The 17,849-nt window shown below is 67.1% G+C and carries 20 protein-coding genes and 3 pseudogenes; 14 read left to right on the forward strand and 9 right to left on the reverse strand.

All coding sequences use genetic code 11. The annotated features are described in order from the left end of the window. Positions 1-54: 54 nt before the first annotated feature. From lspA to H537_RS0129170, 3 genes are all read right to left on the reverse strand, one after another. Entirely contained in the window at positions 55-585 is a 531-nt protein-coding gene (gene lspA, locus H537_RS0129160) for a signal peptidase II (RefSeq protein WP_043460640.1), read from the reverse strand. A gap of 41 nt (positions 586-626) precedes the next feature. Further along, positions 627-3,479, reverse strand: coding sequence for an isoleucine--tRNA ligase (ileS, locus tag H537_RS0129165; protein ID WP_029000683.1), 2,853 nt, complete (start codon positions 3,477-3,479; stop codon positions 627-629). Positions 3,480-3,746: 267 nt separating this feature from the next. Further along, positions 3,747-4,709 (reverse strand): bifunctional riboflavin kinase/FAD synthetase, encoded by a 963-nt coding sequence (locus tag H537_RS0129170; protein ID WP_029000684.1) that lies wholly within the window; start codon positions 4,707-4,709, stop codon positions 3,747-3,749. 107 nt (positions 4,710-4,816) lie between these two features. Here H537_RS0129170 and H537_RS0129175 point away from each other — a divergent pair, with 107 nt between their 5' ends. Beyond that, the gene (locus tag H537_RS0129175; RefSeq protein ID WP_051243528.1) at positions 4,817-6,019 is read left to right on the forward strand and encodes an MFS transporter; all 1,203 of its coding nucleotides are present in this window, start codon (positions 4,817-4,819) and stop codon (positions 6,017-6,019) included. 102 nt (positions 6,020-6,121) lie between these two features. On the opposite strand, the gene H537_RS53510 is transcribed toward H537_RS0129175, so the two are convergent. The 3 genes and pseudogenes from H537_RS53510 to H537_RS57095 form a co-directional block, all read right to left on the reverse strand. Then, complete coding sequence (locus H537_RS53510; protein ID WP_156901999.1) at positions 6,122-6,445, reverse strand: hypothetical protein; 324 nt, start codon at positions 6,443-6,445, stop codon at positions 6,122-6,124. A 52-nt stretch (positions 6,446-6,497) separates the two neighbouring features. Next, positions 6,498-6,974 (reverse strand): annotated as a pseudogene (locus H537_RS46215) (IS701 family transposase); the annotation flags it as partial. Positions 6,975-7,111: 137 nt separating this feature from the next. Further along, a pseudogene (locus tag H537_RS57095) lies at positions 7,112-7,311 on the reverse strand (IS701 family transposase); the annotation flags it as partial. 187 nt (positions 7,312-7,498) lie between these two features. Here H537_RS57095 and H537_RS0129185 point away from each other — a divergent pair. The 6 genes and pseudogenes from H537_RS0129185 to H537_RS0129200 all read left to right on the forward strand — a co-directional run bounded on the left by H537_RS0129185 (position 7,499) and on the right by H537_RS0129200 (position 10,982). Continuing rightward, entirely contained in the window at positions 7,499-7,912 is a 414-nt protein-coding gene (locus H537_RS0129185) for a plasmid mobilization protein (protein WP_238446843.1), read from the forward strand. Continuing rightward, positions 7,909-8,322 (forward strand): annotated as a pseudogene (locus tag H537_RS56885) (relaxase/mobilization nuclease domain-containing protein); the annotation flags it as partial. The gene H537_RS0129185 and the pseudogene H537_RS56885, both read left to right, overlap by 4 nt. A 328-nt stretch (positions 8,323-8,650) precedes the next feature. Continuing rightward, positions 8,651-9,154: an IncQ-type mobilization protein MobB gene (locus H537_RS0129190; protein ID WP_029000687.1), complete on the forward strand. Its 504-nt coding sequence runs from the start codon at positions 8,651-8,653 to the stop codon at positions 9,152-9,154. A gap of 56 nt (positions 9,155-9,210) precedes the next feature. Then, complete coding sequence (locus H537_RS0129195; RefSeq protein WP_043460642.1) at positions 9,211-10,098, forward strand: DNA-primase RepB domain-containing protein; 888 nt, start codon at positions 9,211-9,213, stop codon at positions 10,096-10,098. A 106-nt stretch (positions 10,099-10,204) separates the two neighbouring features. Then, on the forward strand, positions 10,205-10,447 hold the full coding sequence (locus H537_RS56890; RefSeq protein ID WP_084151023.1) for a S1/P1 nuclease: 243 nt from the start codon (positions 10,205-10,207) through the stop codon (positions 10,445-10,447). Between the two features lie 193 nt (positions 10,448-10,640). Beyond that, a complete protein-coding gene (locus tag H537_RS0129200) occupies positions 10,641-10,982 on the forward strand; it encodes a hypothetical protein (RefSeq protein WP_043460571.1) in 342 nt (113 codons plus the stop codon). Positions 10,983-11,080: 98 nt separating this feature from the next. Here H537_RS0129200 and H537_RS0129205 read toward each other — a convergent pair whose 3' ends face one another. Beyond that, positions 11,081-11,788, reverse strand: a complete 708-nt coding sequence (locus tag H537_RS0129205; protein WP_029000690.1) for a pseudouridine synthase — start codon at positions 11,786-11,788, stop codon at positions 11,081-11,083. Between the two features lie 131 nt (positions 11,789-11,919). On the opposite strand from H537_RS0129205, the gene H537_RS54625 reads away from it, so the two are divergent. From H537_RS54625 to H537_RS0129240, 7 genes are all read left to right on the forward strand, one after another. Further along, positions 11,920-12,630: an ABC transporter permease gene (locus H537_RS54625; protein WP_029000691.1), complete on the forward strand. Its 711-nt coding sequence runs from the start codon at positions 11,920-11,922 to the stop codon at positions 12,628-12,630. Positions 12,631-12,692: 62 nt separating this feature from the next. Next, positions 12,693-13,409, forward strand: a complete 717-nt coding sequence (locus tag H537_RS54630; RefSeq protein WP_029000692.1) for an ABC transporter ATP-binding protein — start codon at positions 12,693-12,695, stop codon at positions 13,407-13,409. Further along, a complete protein-coding gene (locus tag H537_RS0129220) occupies positions 13,400-14,242 on the forward strand; it encodes an ABC transporter substrate-binding protein (RefSeq protein ID WP_043460574.1) in 843 nt (280 codons plus the stop codon). The genes H537_RS54630 and H537_RS0129220 overlap by 10 nt, the downstream gene beginning before the upstream one ends. Positions 14,243-14,340: 98 nt before the next feature. Continuing rightward, positions 14,341-16,278 carry a hypothetical protein gene (locus H537_RS0129225; RefSeq protein ID WP_029000694.1) on the forward strand — a complete coding sequence of 646 codons (1,938 nt, stop codon included), beginning with the start codon at positions 14,341-14,343 and terminating at the stop codon, positions 16,276-16,278. Positions 16,279-16,288: 10 nt separating this feature from the next. Next, positions 16,289-16,618, forward strand: a complete 330-nt coding sequence (locus H537_RS0129230) for a cupin domain-containing protein (protein ID WP_043460576.1) — start codon at positions 16,289-16,291, stop codon at positions 16,616-16,618. A gap of 82 nt (positions 16,619-16,700) precedes the next feature. Further along, complete coding sequence (locus H537_RS0129235) at positions 16,701-16,934, forward strand: hypothetical protein (protein ID WP_029000696.1); 234 nt, start codon at positions 16,701-16,703, stop codon at positions 16,932-16,934. Next, positions 16,907-17,251, forward strand: a complete 345-nt coding sequence (locus tag H537_RS0129240) for a MazF family transcriptional regulator (RefSeq protein ID WP_029000697.1) — start codon at positions 16,907-16,909, stop codon at positions 17,249-17,251. The genes H537_RS0129235 and H537_RS0129240 overlap by 28 nt, the downstream gene beginning before the upstream one ends. Before the next feature lie 143 nt (positions 17,252-17,394). Here H537_RS0129240 and H537_RS56355 read toward each other — a convergent pair whose 3' ends face one another. Together H537_RS56355 and H537_RS0129250 are read right to left on the reverse strand one after the other, a co-directional pair. Next, the gene (locus H537_RS56355; RefSeq protein WP_259375249.1) at positions 17,395-17,526 is read right to left on the reverse strand and encodes a hypothetical protein; all 132 of its coding nucleotides are present in this window, start codon (positions 17,524-17,526) and stop codon (positions 17,395-17,397) included. A gap of 104 nt (positions 17,527-17,630) precedes the next feature. Beyond that, on the reverse strand, positions 17,631-17,849 hold the full coding sequence (locus tag H537_RS0129250; protein WP_029000698.1) for a hypothetical protein: 219 nt from the start codon (positions 17,847-17,849) through the stop codon (positions 17,631-17,633).

Consider the following 17,849-nt stretch of genomic DNA (forward strand, 5'->3'; position numbering starts at 1 on the left):
GATGTCCGTGCGGGGCACATCGCTGAGATGCGCCCCGCGGGCCGGGTCCCGGGCTCAGCGCTGCCCGCGCACCCTTTTGAGCTCGTCCACGATCAGGCAGATCGCGCCCAGCGTGATGGCGCTGTCGGCCAGGTTGAAGGCCGGGAAGTGGCGCCCGCCGAGGTGGAAGTCCAGCATGTCCACCACGTAGCCGTGCATCAGCCGGTCGATGACGTTGCCCAGAGCGCCGCCCAAAATCATGCTGATGGCGAAGCAGAAGAGCCTCTGCGCCGGGTGCTTCTTGAGCATCCACACGATGAAGGCCGAGGCCGCCACGCCCAGCCCGGTGAAGAACCAGCGCTGCCAGCCCCCAGCACTCGCCAGGAACGAGAAGGCCGCGCCCGTGTTGTGCGCGCGCACGAGGTTGAAGAAGCCCGTGATCTCGCGCCCCTCGCCGTACTGGAACCAGCCCAGGATCAGCGTCTTGCTGAACTGGTCCAGCACGATCACCAGCACCGCCAGCCCCAGCCACAGCAGCAGCGAGGGCACCCCGCCGGAGGAGGCGCCGGCACCGGCACCGACGCCCGCCGCCGCGGGCCGCTTGATGGTCTTGACCGGCTTCACGCTTGCCTTGCCGCCCGCCATGCTCAGGCCACCGTGCGCGGCTCGCCCGCGCCGAAGAGGTTGCTCACGCAGCGGCCGCACAGCGTCGGGTGCGCCTCATCGGTGCCCACGTCGGCGCGCCAGTGCCAGCAGCGCTCGCACTTGGTGTCGGGCGACGGCGTGACTTCGATGGCCAGCTCCTCGCCGCGCACCAACTCCACCACCGACACGATCAGCACGAACTTCAGGTCGTCGCCCAGCGAGCCGAGCAAGCCGAAGTCCTCCTCATTGACGGTGAGCCTCACGTTGGCCTGCAGTGAGGAGCCCACGCCGCCGGCGCTGCGCACCGCCTCGATGGCCTTGTTCACCGCGTCGCGGATCTCGTGCACGCGCTCCCAGCGCGCCAGCAGCGCCTCATTGGCCTGGGTGAAGGGCCAGTAGGTCTCGGTGAAGATGGTCTGGCCGCCATCGAAGACCTTCCAGGCCTCCTCGGCGGTGAAACTCAGGAACGGCGCCATCCAGCGCAGCATGGCCTGCGTGATGTGCCACAGCGCGGTCTGCGCGCTGCGCCGCGCGTGCGACTTCGGCGCGGTGGTGTAGAGCCGGTCCTTGAGCACGTCCAGGTAGAAGGCGCCCAGGTCCTCCGAGCAGTATACCTGCAGCTTGGACACCACCGGGTGGAACTCGTAGCGGTCGTAGTGCGCCAGGATGTCGGCCTGCAGCTGCGAGGCGCGGGAGAGGGCGTAGCGGTCCACCTCCAGTAGTTCCTCCAGCGGCAGCGCGTCGGCCTTGGCGTCGAAGTCCGAGACGTTGGCCAGCAGGAAGCGCAGCGTGTTGCGGATGCGGCGGTAGGCATCGACCACGCGCGCGAGGATCTTGTCGTCGATGTTGAGGTCGCCTGAGTAGTCGGTGGAGGCGCACCACAGTCGGATGATTTCGGCGCCGAGCTTGTTGCTCACCGACTGCGGCTCGACGATGTTGCCCAGGCTCTTGGACATCTTGCGGCCCTGGCCGTCGGTGGCGAAGCCGTGCGTGAGCAGCCCCTTGTAGGGCGCGCGGCCCTCCAGCGCGCAGGCGATCAGCAGCGAGCTGTGGAACCAGCCGCGGTGCTGGTCATGGCCTTCCAAGTACAGGTCGGCCTCCGGGCCGCTGGCGTGGCACTGGCCGGCGTGGCTGCCGCGCAGCACGTGGAAGAAGGTCGAGCCCGAGTCGAACCACACGTCCAGGATGTCGGTGCTCTTGGCGTACTCCTCGGCTTGCGCGCCCAGCCACTCGGCCGGGTCGAGCTTGCTCCAGGCCTCGATGTTGCCTTCCTCCACCAGCTGCGCCGCGCGCTCCACGAGCTCCAGCGTGCGCGGGTGCAGCTCGCCGGTGACCTTGTGCAGGAAGAAGGGCAGCGGCACGCCCCAGCTGCGCTGGCGGCTGATGCACCAGTCGGGGCGGTTGGCGATCATGTCGCGCAGCCGCACGCGGCCGTTCTCGGGGAAGAAGCTGGTGGCGTCGATGGCCGCCAGCGCCGTCTCGCGCAGCGTGCCCGGCGCCTTGCTGACGGTGCACACGCCAACGCCTTCGTCCATACGCACGAACCACTGCGCCGCGGCGCGGTAGATCACCGGCGTCTTGTGGCGCCAGCAGTGCGGGTAGCTGTGCGGGATCTGCGAGGTGGCCAGCAGGCGACCGGCGTCCTGCAGCGCCTGGACGATGTTCGGGTTGGCCTTCCAGATGAACTGGCCGCCGAACAGCGGCAGCTCCGCGGCGTACACGCCGTTGCCCTGCACGGGGTTGAGGATGTCGGTGGACTTCATCCCGTGCGCGAGGCAGGAGTTGAAGTCGTCCACGCCGTAGGCCGGCGCGGAGTGCACGATGCCGGTGCCGTCCTCGGCGGTGGCGTAGTCGGCCAGGATCACGGCGGACAGCCGCGCGTAGCCCGGGTCTACGTCCGTGAAGGGATGGTGGAACTGCAGGCCCGCCAGGTTCTGGCCGGCGGTGGTGGCAACGACCTCGCCTTCCAGGCCGTAGCGCGCCAGGCACTTCTCCACCAGCGCCTCGGCCAGGACCAGCAGCCCGCGCGGCGTGCGCACCAGCGCGTAGGGCAGCTCGGGGTTGAGGTTCAGCGCCTGGTTTGCGGGAATCGTCCAGGGCGTGGTGGTCCAGATGACGATGAAGGCGTCTTGCTCCAGCGCGGGCAGGTCGGGGTCGCTCAGGCCGAAGGCGGCCGCTAGCTTGGCCGGGTCGGCGGCCTTGAAGGCCACGTCTATGGTGGGCGAGGTCTTGTCGGCGTACTCGATCTCGAACTCGGCCAGCGAGCTGCCGCAGTCGAAGCACCAGTACACGGGCTTCAAGCCGCGGTAGACGTAGCCGCGCTCCATGAGCTGGCCCAGCACGCGGATCTCGCCGGCCTCGTTGCCGCGGTCCATGGTGCGGTAGGGGTGCTCCCAGTCGCCGATCACGCCCAGGCGCTTGAAGTCGGCCATCTGCTGCGCGATCTGCTCGCCGGCGTAGGCGCGGCTCTTGGCCTGCACCTCGTCGCGCGGCAGGCCGCGGCCGTGGGTCTTCTCGATCTGGTTCTCGATGGGCAGGCCGTGGCAGTCCCAGCCGGGGACGTACAGCGCGTCGAAGCCGGCGAGCTGCTTCGACTTGACGATCATGTCCTTGAGGATCTTGTTGACCGCGTGCCCGATGTGCAGCTTGCCGTTGGCGTAGGGCGGACCGTCGTGCAGCACGAAGCGCGGAGCGCCGCAGCGCGCCTCGCGCAGCCGCTTGTAGATGCCCTGGCTCTCCCAGGACTGGACCCAGCCCGGCTCGCGCTTGGGCAGGTCGCCGCGCATGGGGAAGGACGTGTCGGGCAGGTTGAGGGTGGCGCGGTAGTCGGTGGCAGCAGCGGTGGAGTCGTTCATGGCGGTGGCGCCGTCGCGGCCGGCGCTAGGGGTTGTGGGCGGCGGCAGTGCCGCCGCGGCTCGGTCGGAAAGGGGAAGAGGCGCGGGGCGCGGGCGGCTGCTGTGGCGCAGCCGTCCGGCACGCGTCAAGCGGCCGAGCGTTGAATTCGATCGCGCGTGGCCTGGCGCCGGGTGCAGGCATGCCAGCGGCGCAGCGGCGTCAGGAAGAGGCAAGAGGGCATCCCCTGATTTTAGGGCCGCACCCGCGGGACGGCCCGACGCCGCGGCTCAGAGGTCCGGCTGCGGCGCGAGCCAGGCCCGCGCGTCGGCCTCGTCCTGCGCGATGGCCGCGCGCAGCGCCTCCAGCGAGGGGTAGCGGCGCTCGTCGTGCAGCTTGTGCAGCAGCTCCACGCGGATGCAGCGGCCGTAGCCGGCGTCCAGCGCCAGCGGCCACTCCAGGCAGTGCGTCTCCAGCAGCACGCGCCCGGCGTCCTCCACCGTGGGGCGCACGCCCAGGCTGGCCACGCCGGGCAGGGGCTGCTCGGTCAGGCCGTGCACGCGCACTACGAAGATGCCCATGGCCGCCGGCTTGGGATGGTCGAAGCGCAGGTTGAGCGTTCTGAAGCCTAGGTCGCGGCCGAGCTTGCGCCCGTGCATCACGTGGCCGCTGACGCTGAAGGGGCGGCTCAGCAGCACGGCGGCCTGCTCCATGTTCCCCTGCGCCAGCGCCTCGCGCACGGCCGAGCTGGAGACGCGCAGCCCGTGCACCTCGTAGCTGAGCATGCGCGCCACGTCAAAGCCGGCTACGTCGCCCGCGGCGTCGAGCGTGGCGTAGTCGCCCGCGCGGCGCGCGCCGTAGCAGAAGTCGTCGCCCACGAGCACGTAGCGAGCGCGCAGGCCCCGCACCAGCACCTCGTCCACAAAGGCTTGCGGCGACAGCGCTGCGAAGCGCTGGTCGAAGCGCAGCACCACCGCCTGGTCGATGCCACAGCGCTCCAGCTCGGTGAGCTTGTCGCGCAGGTTGGCAATGCGCGCGGGCGCGAGCTGCGGCTGCCCCGTGCGCTTGGCGAAGAAGTCGCGCGGGTGCGGCTCGAAGGTGAGCACGCAGCTGGGCAGCCCGCGATGGCGGGCCTCGTTGGTAAGTAGCGCCAGCATCGCCTGGTGGCCGCGATGGACGCCGTCGAAGTTGCCGATGGTGAGCGCGCAGGCGCTCGCAATGCCGGGATGGTTGAAACCGCGGAAGACGCGCATGGCCCGATTATCGCGGCCCCTGCAAACCCGCCCCTGCTGCGCGTGCGGATCGCAGTACGGCGTGCGGCGCGCGGTGCTCATGCATTTACCGCATAAGCTGCCGCGTCATGGCCTCGACTCTCGCTTCGACCCCGCTTGCCGTGGACGCGCCCGTGCCGCGGCGCATCCTGCCCGTGATCACCGTGTCGCAGTTCGCCGGCACCTCGCTGTGGTTTGCCGTCAACGCGGTGATGCCGGAGCTACAGCGCGAGCTGGACCTGCCGCCCTCAGCGGTGGGCAGCTTGACCTCCGTGGTGCAGCTGGGCTTCATCGCCGGCACGCTGGTGTTCGCGCTGCTGGCCATTGCCGACCGCTGGTCGGCGCGGCTGGTGTTCCTGCTGTGCGCGCTGGCCGGCGCGAGCTGCACGGTGCTGGCCGCGGTACTGCCGCCGTCGTGGACGGGACTGCTGGTGCTGCGGGGCCTGACCGGCTTCTTCCTGGCCGGCATCTACCCGGTGGGCATGAAGATCGCGGCCAGCTGGTGGACGCGCGGCCTGGGCAACGCGCTGGGGCTGATGGTGGGCGCGCTTATGCTGGGCACCGCAGCGCCGCACGCGCTGCGCGCGCTGAGCACACACTGGCCCTGGCAGCAGGTGATGTGGTGCGTGGCCGCGGTGGCGGCCGGGGGCGGGCTGCTGCTGTACGCGCTGGTGCCCGATGGCCCCGGCGCGCGCCGCTCGGCGGCAGGGCTGCGGCTCACGGGCCTGTCGTGCATCTGGCGCGACGTGAAGGTGCGCGCCTCGGCGGGCGGCTACTTCGGCCACATGTGGGAGCTCTACACCTTCTGGGTGCTTGTGCCGGCCATCGTGGGCACGCGCTGGGCGGGGGCAGCGCAGTCGTGGCGCTCCTTCGCGGTGCTAGCGGTGGGCGCGGTAGGCTCGGTGCTAGGCGGGCTGGTGGTGCGGCGCTTCGGCAGCGCGCGGGTGGCGGGCTTCTTCATCGCGGCCAGCGGCGCGTGCTGCTTCCTGGCGCCGTGGGCGCTGCACGCGGGCGACGTGCTGTTCATGGTGTGGTTGCTGGCGTGGGGCTTCACCGTCTCGCCGGACTCCCCGCAGTTCTCCGCGCTCACCGCCATGAACGCTCCGCGCGAGGCCGTGGGCAGCGTGCTGACGCTGGTGAACTGCATCGGCTTTTCCATCTCGGTGTTGAGCATCGAGTTGTTCGTGCGGCTGGCGCAAAGCTATCCGCTGACGCAATTGCTGCCCTGGCTGGGGCTGGGGCCGGTGGTGGGGCTGGTGTTGTTGAGGCCGCTGGTCAAACAAAGCACTTGAAATCTGAGAGTAGCTGTCTTGCCAGAACTTCAATTCGGTAGGACATATGTAAGCTACGACGGTATGGTTTGAGAAGGTTGTTCTCGGTGATCGCCAAGTGAGTCAAGCCGAACCAGCTGTACAGCTACGTCGTATTTTTGGACCGCCTTTTGTGGCGGTAATTTTTTTGACCAAATAGGTTCTCACCATATGGAAGGGGTGTTCGACCCGGACCAAAATTTGTTCCTTGGCGCGCCCAGCTATCGGCATCAAACCCTTGAGTCGCTCGTCTGCCATTTGCTTGATCGCGCCGCGCTTGTGTTCCAACTGCCATTGAAGATCTTCATGCAGTTTCCCTTGCTCCTGTGGCTGTGTAATCTCAGGGCACTTTTCCACATCGGCGTAGCCAGCATCCCTATGCGCATATGTTTCCTGTCCATGCAGCACTTCGTGAGTATGCGCGACATCGCTTTCATTGGCTGGCGTGGTCTGCGGGCTCGTACCAGGAGTCCATCAGCACGGTGCGAAAGCGCAGCTTCTTGCCGTGGATGGCATTGTCGAACATGTCCTTGAAGTGCGCCAGCTTAGTCTTTTGATCTTCGTCGGGTGCGTAGACGCGCCAGTCGATGACCCAATAGCGTCCTGTCCTCAAATTGACGTACAGACAGCTGACCACGCCGATGCCTTTGATCAGTCGATGGGCGCTGCCGCTGTACTGCAGACGCACCAAATCGATTTTGTGGGCGTGGTTCTTGTCCTGGAGGCTGTCACCAAAAATCAAGCAAGTGTCATCATTGTATTCGATGCCGTCTTTGACGCTATTCCACAGTTCCTCAAGGGTTACGTTGTCGTCCTGCAAATGGCGGTTGATGGCATCGTGCGAGAAGTGCGGATGATGGTCTGCAAAATACGTTTGCGTGTAATTGATCTGACTGGATAGAATGAACTGACAGTAATCAACACGAGTTGGCTTCACAGAGTTCCTCGCGCATGAGTGGGGTCCTTATCTTACTCAACCAACGGACCAATTAGAAAAATATTATGAGTTTTCTTTTGCGTAAGTCCTAATTAGTAGTTTATAGATGTAAGTAGAGCTTGCGCAACGAGCACCATTTATGCCGCGGGGCTACCTAGTTCAGCTCGTGGATAGTTGGACAACATTTCGCGTTTGAGCTAATGGAGGTTTTTCCGAGCTGTCGTGCCTGAGTTGCTAAGCAATCTGAACCGAGCACGGCACAAGGAATATGGTTTCGCTGCATCCGTCCACGCCAGCACTGGCATTTTCCTGCTCCAGTGGGCTGCTTCAATTTGCGTGCGTCAAGCTGAAGTCAGTTTGGTTAGCTACACCTTGGCGCACGTCGCTGCACTTGGACCCGTGCAGCAGGCGTACCATGACGGTACGTGAGCCTTTGTGGTGGAAGCAAGCCATGTTTTCGCTAGCGCTCAAACGGCTTGGCAGGGGCTCGCGCCCCTGCACCCCGGGGCAGCGCTGCGCTGCGCGTGGCGCCGCAGCAGGACGCGGGAGGTGCTTTCGTGACGGAGACGAAACTCAGACGCGGACGGTGCGGCCGACCCCGGCTGGACCCCGAGGCGGTGCGCTCGCAAACCATTGGCGTGCGCGTGTCGGCGGCGGAATTCGAGGCGCTGCAGGCCAAGGCCGAGCAATTGGGCTTGACGCCGGCGCATTACCTGCGCGAGGCGGCCCTGAAAAGGCGGCTGCCCGATCCGCCGGTGCCGGCGGTGAACCGGGAGCAATATGCCGAGCTGGCCCGGCTGGCGGCGAACCTGAACCAGCTGACGCGGCTGGCCAATGAAGGTACTTTCGTCACCGTGACGGAAAGCCATTTGCAGCGCTTGGCCGGCGAGGTGAACCGGCTGCGTCTGGCGCTCATTGGCGTGGAGCGCGGGGCGTGATTGCCAAGCTGGTCAAGGGCCGAAGATTCCTGGGAGCTTTGGACTATGACCTGAAGCAGGGGAAAAGTCGCGTCATCGACACGAACATGGCCGGCCGGACGTCGCGTGAGCTGGCGGCGGAATTCGGGGAAATCCGGCGGCTGCGGCCGAAAGTGGGCAAGGCGGTGTTGCACGTGTCGCTGTCGGCGGCTCCCGGTGAAAAGCTCAGTGACGAGCAGTGGCGGGAAATCGGCCAGCGGTATCTGCGTGGGATGGGGTTCAAGGACAACCAATTCCTGATCACCCGGCACACGGACACCGAGCATGAGCACATCCATATCCTGGCGAACCGCATTACCTTCGGTGGCGAGATGGTGAGTGACAGCCTGGACTATTCGCGACAGGAAAGGATCGTGCGGGAGATCGAGCGGGTATATCGCCTGGAGCAGGTAGCGCCGAGCCATGAGGCGCAGCGGCGGGCCTATACCCGGGGGGAAATCGAGCATGGGGTTCGCACGGGAGAGCCGTCCACACGGATGCATTTGCATGCGCTGTGCGACGCAGCGGCGCTCAAAAGCCGGAATTTCAGCGACTACATGCAGCGGCTGAAGCTCGCCGGGGTGGAATTGATTCCCGTGGTCCAGCTGCAGGGGGCGAAGCTGTCGGGGCTGTCGTACCGGCTGGACGGCGTGGTGATGAAGGGCAGTGACCTGGGCCGGGGCTACACGCCGGCGGGTCTGGCAAAGCGGGGTATCGGGTATGAGCAAGACCGAGACTTTGCGGCTGTCCGCCGCGGCGTCGAGCGCGCAGCGCCTGGAGCAGTTGAGCGGGCAGATCGAGGACTTGAGGCAGGCGCGGCACCAGAGCGTGGAGGACCTGGCCGCGAAGCTGGAGCCTTTGGCGCAGGCCATGGCGGCGCTCGTGGACGAGACGAAAACCACCCTGGCCGAGATCCAGGGCAAGGCCCGCGAGCAGGGCGAAACCTTCACCGGCCAGATGAACGAAGCCGCCAAGAGCTGGAACCAGGCCGCCGCGCAGGCGGCGCAAGCCGGGGCGCGGTTGGAGTCGGCTGGCCAGCGGCTGGAATGGCGCCACTACGTGCTGGCCGGGATGACGGGCCTTATCTCGGCGGCGCTCGTGAGCGTGTTCTGGCTCTGGGTGGCGCCCCCGAGGTCGCCGGACGTGAAGCTGGACCCGCAAGCCGTGGCCGAGCTGCTGAAGCCGGCCGTGATCGAAGCCTTGAAGCCCTCCAAGCGCAAGTAAGGGCGCTGGGGGTGGCGCGGCTGGAAGTGGCCTTGCGCGAGGCGCAGACTGGAGCCGTGGAGAAGCGGAGCTGGAGCGCGCAGGAGCTGGAGCAGTCGGTGGCGTGGCTCAAGCGAATGAACGTGCGGGGCCACGACGTGTTCATTCGGCCCGAGGGTGACGGGCATGGCCTCGTGCTGGTGGACGGGCTGCAGCGGCCGGCACTGGCGAGCCTGGCCGAGAGGGGCCTGACGCCGGCGGCGACCATCGAGGCCAGCCCGGGGCGGTTCCAGGCGTGGGTGAAGCTGTCGGCGGGCGCGGTGCCGGCCGAGGTGCGCGAGCTGGCGGCGCGCTCGATGGCCCAGCACTACGGGGGCACGGTGGAGCGCGCCAGCAGCCGCGCCTGGGGCCGGCTGGCGGGCTTCACCCACCAGGCGCCGGAGCTCCGGTGCGACGACCGGCAACCCTACGTGCTGGCCCACGAGTGCCCGGGCCGGGTGGCAGCGGAAGGGCCGGCGCTGCTGCGGCACATCGACGAGTGGCTGGAGTGGCAGCGGGAGCGCCAGGAGCAGGCGGCGCGGCTGGAGGCGATCCAAGCCGCGCCGGATCACATCTGGCAGCGGGACGCGCTGCTGGCGTACCAACAGCAGGCGCAGCGCTTCCTGGGGCGCCATGGCGCGGCGGGGGACTACCAGCGCATGGACTGGACGGTGGCGATCGAGCTGGCGAAGTCCGGGCGCTTCTCGCGGCAGGAGATCGAGCGGGCCTTGCGCGAAGGCTCACCGCACATCGAGCGCGGCCAGCCGGGTGGGATTGAGGACTACGCACGGCGCGTGGCCGCGCGGGCCTGGGACGCGCCGGAGGTGCTGGAGCACTGGCGGGGCCAGGGGCACGAGATACAGCAGCAGCGCGCGCTGGGCCGGGCGTCCGAGCGGGGCCGCGAGGGACCGAGCCCCAGCCTGTGACGCTTGCGTGCCCAAAGCTTCCCTTACCCCCAGTGCGACAGGATGAGCCGGTCGCTGTCCTCATGCTGCTCAAAGTTTTCATGCACTTGGCAACTGAGAAAGGTGCTTGAAACGCCCTAGAAACACACAGCCATGTTCAAGATTTGCGCTCGCCACCGGCCGCAATTCCGTCTTTGCCCGAAGCAATGTCGGTCACTCGGCGATTGCCGAAATCGCCCAGCACCGGGTTACGCCCGCTGCCGCCTCGGTGGCCGAGGTATTGAGGGAGGGTTTGTCGCTGGCCGCCGTGGCGACTTGGCTGGATGAAATCCGCGCCCAACAGCCGGCCACGGAAGGTAGCATTTCGTAAGCATCCCGGACAAGGACACAAGCTAAAACTTGACCAAGCATTGCGGCAAGCCGGAGGCGTCCGATGCTTGCGTGGTGGCCCGACTGCAGCGGCTGCGGCTGCAAACGACCTGCGCTGCGCCCCACGCCAGAGGCCCAGCGCACGGCCCTGAAGTAAACCATGCGCTTGGTGGCCAACATCTACCAGCCCCTGTATGCCTATGGTGACGTCCGCGGCGGCAACGAGCGTGTCGGTGAAGCTGCCGGCGGCCCACAGCCCGCTGTGCGACGACATGTGCGCGCCGGAGCCCATCGCCTTCACCTTGCACGCGGCCTGGGACTACCGACTGCTCGGCAAGCTGGCTTCGACCTGGGACGCGCTGGCAGCACAGGTGGAAAGCGGCTGGCTGTCCTCGGCCGAAGCCCGGATGCCGTCGGTGGACGGCGGCTCGCCCGCGGACTTGACCAAGCCAGCCACGGGCTGGGCGGGCGGGTCTGGGTCCTGGCTGACACCGTGCTCGACGATGCCTACCTGGAGCGCCCTACACCTATCCTGATGCGGCAGATCGGTTTAGCCGGGCTGCGGCTGGCGCGGGTGCTCAACGAGGCTTACGCGTCCAGGGAGTGCCCACGGCCATGACGGCCCTTCGTCAGCTCAACCCGCTTTTAACCCCAGCGCCGCTTGCTCCTGCGCCTCCACCCAGCGCCACTTTCCCGGTGCCAGCTCGCCCAGCGTCAACGACCCCATCGCGCTGCGGTGCAACTGTTCCACCCGGTTGCTTACCGCCGCGGCCATGCGTTTCACTTGGTGGTACTTGCCTTCGGTCAGCGTTAGGCGCAATGAGCGCTCGCCCGTGGCTTCGCAGGCGGCGGCGCGCACGGGAGAAGGGTCGTCGTCCAGCACCACGCCGGCCAGCATCCGCTGCACCTGGCCTTCGTCCACCGGGTGTTTCAGCGTGACCTCGTAGATCTTGGGCACGTGGTGCTTAGGCGAGGTCAGTTTGTGCAGCAGCGTGCCGTCGTCGGTGAGCAGCAGGAAGCCGGTCGTGTCCTCGTCCAGGCGGCCCACTGGCTGCAGGCCGCGCGTGCGCAGCGGGAGCGGCAGCAGGCTCATCACGCTGGGATGGTGTTTAGGCTTCATCGAGCACTCGTAGCCGGCAGGCTTGTGCAGCAGCACTAGCGCCTTCTCGAAATAACGCCACGGCTCGCCGCGCACCCGGAAGACGAGGCCGTCGGTGGGAAAGTCGGCGTCCGGGTCGTCCACGACGCGGCCCTCCACCTCAACCAGTTCTGAATAGACCAGCCCGGCGCATTCGCGTCGCGTGCCGAAGCCCTGGGAAAAAAGAATTTGTGCCAATCGCATGCACGGCACTGTAGCCGCCACGACTTATGCACTGATTGACATATCGCCGGGGGTCAGTGGCTCGCTGACAATCCCGGCCGAATGTGTCAGCAGGCCGCTTTTTGCGCTGCGCAATCCCCCAGATGTAGTCCATGAACGGTTTCACCGAATCCCTGCAGGCGGCCGGCGCCCTCATCACCCAGGCCGACGCGCGGCTGTGGCAGGTGGTGTTTCTCTCCTTGTCCGTCAGCGGCGCTGCGAGCGCGCTGGCCGCCGTGCTGGGCTTGGTCGGCGGCGCTTGGCTGGCGGTGAGCCGTTTTCCCGGGCAGCGTGTGCTGCTGCTGGTGCTCAACACGCTGCTGGCGCTGCCGCCGGTGGTGGTAGGCCTGAGCGTCTACCTGCTGCTGTCGCGCTCGGGGCCGTTGGGCCAGTACGGGCTGCTGTTCACGCCCGGGGCGATGGTGGTGGCGCAGACGGTGCTGGTGCTGCCGCTGGTGACGGCACTTACGCGCCAGCTCGTGGCCGACGCGCTGCGCGGCAACGGCGAGCAGCTGCGCTCCATGGGCGCCGGGCCGCTGCAAAGCGCGCTGCTGCTGCTGGTGCACGAGCGCATGGCGCTGATGACGGTGCTGCTCACGGGCTTCGGCCGCGCCATCAGCGAGGTGGGGGCGGTGATGGTCGTGGGCGGCAACATCGACGGCATCACCCGCGTCATGACCACCGCCATCGCGCTGGAGACCAGCAAGGGCGACCTAGCCCAGGCGCTGGCGCTGGGCGTGCTGCTGCTGGCGGTGGTGGCGCTGGTCAACCTCTTCATCGCCACGCTGCGCCGCCTGCAGCCGGCGGAAAGCCTGGCCCGGTGAACGCGCCGCTGCACCTTGGCTTGCTGCCGCACGCCGCCGCCGCGGCCCTCGGCGGCACCGAGCTGGAACGCGACGAGGCGCTGATCGAGCTGCGCGACGCCGCCGTGCGGCTGGGCGAGCGCCAAGTGCTGCAGCCCGTGAGCCTGCGCGTGCGCGCGGGCGAGCGTATCGTGCTGCTGGGCGCCAACGGCAGTGGCAAGACGACCCTGCTGCGCCTGCTGCATGGCCAGCTGCGCTGCAGCGGCGAGCGCAGCGTGCGCCGCGGTGCCGACGCCCGCGAGCCGCGGCAGGCGATGCTGTTCCAGCGCCCCTTCCTGCTGCGCCTGTCGGTGCGGCGCAACCTGCTGCTGGCGCTGTGGCTGGCGGGCGTGCCGCGCGGCGAGCGCGCCGCGCGTGCCGAGGACGCGCTGCGCCGCGTCGGGCTGGAGGCGCATGCCGGCCGGCCCGCGCGGGTCCTCTCCGGCGGGCAGCAGCAGCGCCTGGCGCTGGCGCGGGCCTGGGCGGTGCATCCGGAGCTGCTGTTCCTGGACGAGCCCACGGCCAGCCTGGATCCGGCGGCCAAGCGCGAGGTGGAGGCGCTGGTGCTGGAGTTCGCCGCCGAGGGCATGACGGTGGTGATGAGCACCCACAACCTCGGCCAGGCCAAGCGCATGGCCACGCGCGTGATCTACCTGGAGGACGGCCGCCTGGTGGTGGACCGGCCCGTGGAAAGTTTCTTCAACGACCCGCTGCCGCCCGAGGCGGCGCTATTCCTGAAAGGCGAATTGCCATGGCATTGAGCTCCCGCCGTACCCTGCTGCGCACCTTCCTGGCCGGCGCGACCGTCCTGTGGACCGCGCTGGGCAGCGCGCAGGCGCAGCAGGCGCCGTTCATCGTGATGGCCTCCACCACCTCCACCGAGCAGTCGGGCCTCTTCGGCCACCTGCTGCCGGCCTTCACCAAGGAAACCGGCATCGAGGTGCGCGTGGTGGCGCAGGGCACGGGCCAGGCGCTGGACATGGCCCGGCGCGGCGATGCCGACATCGTGTTCGTGCACGACCAGCCGGCCGAGGAGAAATTCGTGGCCGAGGGCTTCGGCATCAAGCGCCAAGCCGTCATGTACAACGACTTCGTGCTGGTGGGGCTTAAGGCCGATCCGGCGGGCGTGAGGGGCAAGGACGTGGCCGCCGCTATGGGCAAGCTGGCCACGGCCGGTGCCCCGTTCATCTCCCGCGGCGACAAGAGCGGCACCCATTCCGCCGAGCTGCGCTTCTGGAAGCAGGCCGGCGAGGACATGGCGGCCAGCAAACCCGCGGGCTACAAGGAATGCGGCTGCGGCATGGGCCCGGCGCTCAACATCGCCGCCTCCAGCGGCGCCTACGTGCTCGCGGACCGCGGCACCTGGCTGAGCTTCAAGAACCGCGGCGACCTGAGCATTCTGGTCGAGGGCGACAAGAAGCTGTTCAACCAGTACGGCGTGATTGTGGTGAACCCCGCCAAGCATGCGCACGTGAAGGTGAAGGAGGCGCAGCGCTTCGCGGACTGGGTGGTGTCGCCGGCGGGGCAGTCCACCATCGCGGCCTACAAGATCAACGGCGAGCAGCTGTTCTTCCCGAACGCCGGCGCGCAGTAAAGGCGTGAACTTTGTGCCGGACTGCCGCGCTGCGGCGCCGGCCGCCTCCCGCGTGCCGGGAGCCAGGGTCCACAATCGCCGCCGACCGAACGTGACACATGGCCATGGACAACTACCGGACACGCTCTGCCTTCCTCAAGCAGACGCTTTTCAAGCTGCACAACGCCGCGGCGGCGTTGAATCCCGTGGAATTGGGCGGCACGCCAACGCATTTGCCGCGCAAAGCTCTCGTGATCGGGCATTCCGTCGCCCTGGAATGGCAATTCCAGCACCGCAATCCCACTAATACCCCGGTGGATTTCGTATTCGTCAACCAAGCGCCAAGCCTACCTGCGCGCTCGGATGAGGAATTGGCCGAATACGATTTTCAGCTCGTCCAGATTCCGCTGCGGTCCGTGTTGCCAGATCATGCCCTCTGGGGCGGCTCCGCCAAAACGGATTCCGAAATGGAGGCCATTTTCCAGCGCAGCGCGGCCACGTTGAAGGCCCTGTTCTCGCAGTATCTTGAGTACAATAAGCAGGGCGGTCTGCTCAGTTTCGTCGTCAATTTCATGGTGCCTGCGGTTAATCCGCTGGGTAAGCTCGTGCCCTACCATGATTTGCGCAACCCACAGTATTTCGTGGCACGTTTGAATCATGACCTGGAATCCCTGGTGGCGCTGCTCGGCAACGCCCATGTGCTCGACGTGGATGCGCTTACGTCCTTCTATGGCAAGAAGCTGTTCCAGGACGATTTGCTGCACCCTTTCTCGTACGGCGGTTACTGGCCCGGCAACCTGAAGGACGAGTCGCGCATCGAGGCTGCGCCGCCGCTGCACGAGCACTTCATGGTGGCGGGAGAGCTGTTTCGCAACGCGCTGTGGCTGGAGGCCATTGGCGCCTTCCGCATTGCCAATCCCGTGCAGCCGGTCAAGCTGATCGTCTTGGACCTGGGCGACACGCTGTGGCAGGGAGGGCTGGAAACCATGGACAGCGTCGATGTGGGCATGGTGGAGGGTTGGCCGGCGGGATTGCTAGAAGCGCTCTCGTATTTCCGGGACCGCGGCGGCTTGCTGGCCCTTCTGTCTAGAAATCATCGCCATCTGGTCGAGCAGGCCTGGGCCAGGCTGTATGGCAAACGGTTCCCGCTGACCCATTTCGCTTCGGTCCAGTGCGGTTTTGCGGCCGGCAGCGACATGATGTTGACCATCATGCGGGAGACCGGCATCGCGCCGAATGCGGTGCTCTTCATCGACGGCCATCCCGTGCAGCGTGCCGAGATCAAGGCGGCGTTTCCGGACATCCGGGTCCTGCACGGCTACCACTATTACTGGCGCAGAGTCCTGCTACTGGCTCCGGAAACCCAGGCGGCCCGGCTGGGCCGCAATTCCACGGCGACAAGCGAGCAGGCCCAGAACGCAGTTGCGCCGCAGCAGGACTTGGTTTCCGGCCTGTCGCGGGAATCGTTTCTACAGGGGCTGGAAATCAAGGTGGATATACGGCAGCTGGAAGGTAGCGAGGACCCGGCCTTCGAGCGCAGCCTGGAGCTGCTGAACGGGACGAGCCAATTCAACAACACGGGGCAGCGCTGGAGCCGCGAGGCCTTCGAGTCCTTCACGGCGGAGCACCGGGTGGTATGCGTTTCCGTGGAGGACCGCTATGCCGCCTACGGCGTGGCGGGCCTGGTGCTGATCAAGCATAACTGCATCGAGCAGTTCGTGATGAGCCGCCGCATCATGGGCCTGGACATCGAGCAGGGTGTGATGGACACGCTGTTGCGCCATGGCCTGGAGCATTGGTCCATGCCTTCCATGACGGCTCAGCTCAACGACAACGGGGTCAACACGAGCTGCCGCGACTTCCTCGCCGCTTGCGGCTTCGCTTCCGACCCCTGGGGTGACGGCTGGTTGCGCCTGAACCTGCAGGGCAGGCCGGCGCTGAAGTACCACGGCGCCTTCAACAGCCAACTGCCCGGGAAGGCGCCCCTGAAAAAGCTGGGGCTGAAGCTGCTGGCACCGACGACGTCGGAACCGGCGGCGCAGGCTGTGGCCCCGTAGCGGACCGTCCATGAATCTGCCTGCCGCAGCCAATCTTTTCGTGTCGATGCCCGGGCCTTCGGCGCAGGAGCAGTTCCTGACGCTGCTGAAGCGCGGCGGCGTGCGCATCGAGCGCATCGTCTCGCAAGGCCACACCGCGCCCGCCGAGGGCTGGTTCGACCAGGACGAGGACGAGTGGGTGCTGGTGCTGGAGGGCGCGGGGCGGCTGCTGTTCGAGGACGGGTGCGAGCTGGAGCTGCGCCGGGGCGACCACGTGGACATTCCGGCCCACGTGCGCCACAAGGTGACGTGGACCGACCCGGACCGGCCGACGGTATGGCTGGCGGTGTTTTATGCATAGCAGCCTGGAGCACCCGGGCACGAAAACTGAGGCAGGCTTGCGCATGATCGGCACGATGCCGGCGCCTACGAGGACACGCCCCATGTTGCAAACCTACGAAGCCGTTCTGCAGCCCGACGGCCACCTGGAGTTCTTCGATACCCCGCCGCCACAGGCAGCCGGAAAGCCGCGGCGTGTGCTGGTGACCTTCATCGATGAAGTCATGCCGGCGAACACGGCGCTGTGCGGTGCCACGTTGAGCGAGCCGACGTTGGCGCAGGACTGGTTGCGTGACGAAGAGGAGGCCGCGTGGGCTCATTTGCAACCCGGCAAGTGATCCTACGGCCTTTCCCGTTCTCAGACCTCTCTGCCAGCAAGCTGCGCCCGGCCCTGTTATTGGCTTCGGCCGGCCGGGGCGACTGGCTGCTGTGCCAGATCACCAGCAATCCTTACGCGGATCCGCATGCGGTGGTGTTGCAGAACGAGAACTTCGTCGAAGGGAGCCTGCAGCGGGTGAGCTATGTGCGCGCCGGCAAGCTCTTTACCGCGCACGAGTCCTTGTTCCAGCGAGCGGTGGGATCGCTCAAGCCTGAACAGCATGGGTTGGTGGTGGATCTGATCGTGAGCATGGTGCGCGTAGGGGCGTACTCGTAGGCATCGTTGACCGGCCTCGCTCCCGAACGGATCAGGTGTGGCTGGCGGTGTTCTAAGCCTGAGGCCCGTTCAATCCGTCGTCTCGAACGCCGGATGAAAAGCCACCGTCCGACTGGCCCGTGTCTTCAGTCTGGTACGGCGTCTCAGCGCGGCGCGCTGGTACCGCACACCACCTCGCCGATCGAGCGCACCCCCGGTGCCGCGGCCGACAGCACGCTGCCCGCCACCGCCAGGAACACGGCCGTGAGCAGGAAAGGAACCAAGGTGCGCCGCACGGGGTCGTGAACCAGTGCCGCGTTTCCGTGCGCCGCAGGTGGCAGTAAAGGGTGAAAGACAAGGCGCCGTCCACCAGCACTTCCGACAGCAGCGCCGGCGCCGTTCACACCACCCACAGCGAGGCCAGCGCCAGGCCCAGCACCAGCAGCGGGGCCAGCAGCGGGATCGCCAATTCGTCCGCATCGACCGCCGCACCGGCGGCGTCGCTCACCGAGGGCAACTTCGCATCGGGCAGCTCGACTTCGGGCAGCGCCGGCCCGAAGGCTTCGGTGACCGTGAAATCCGCGCTGGCACCGCACACCGCCGAAATCGCCGCCGCCAC

Source organism: Azohydromonas australica DSM 1124 (assembly GCF_000430725.1).
In the GTDB taxonomy this organism is placed as follows: domain Bacteria; phylum Pseudomonadota; class Gammaproteobacteria; order Burkholderiales; family Burkholderiaceae_C; genus Azohydromonas; species Azohydromonas australica.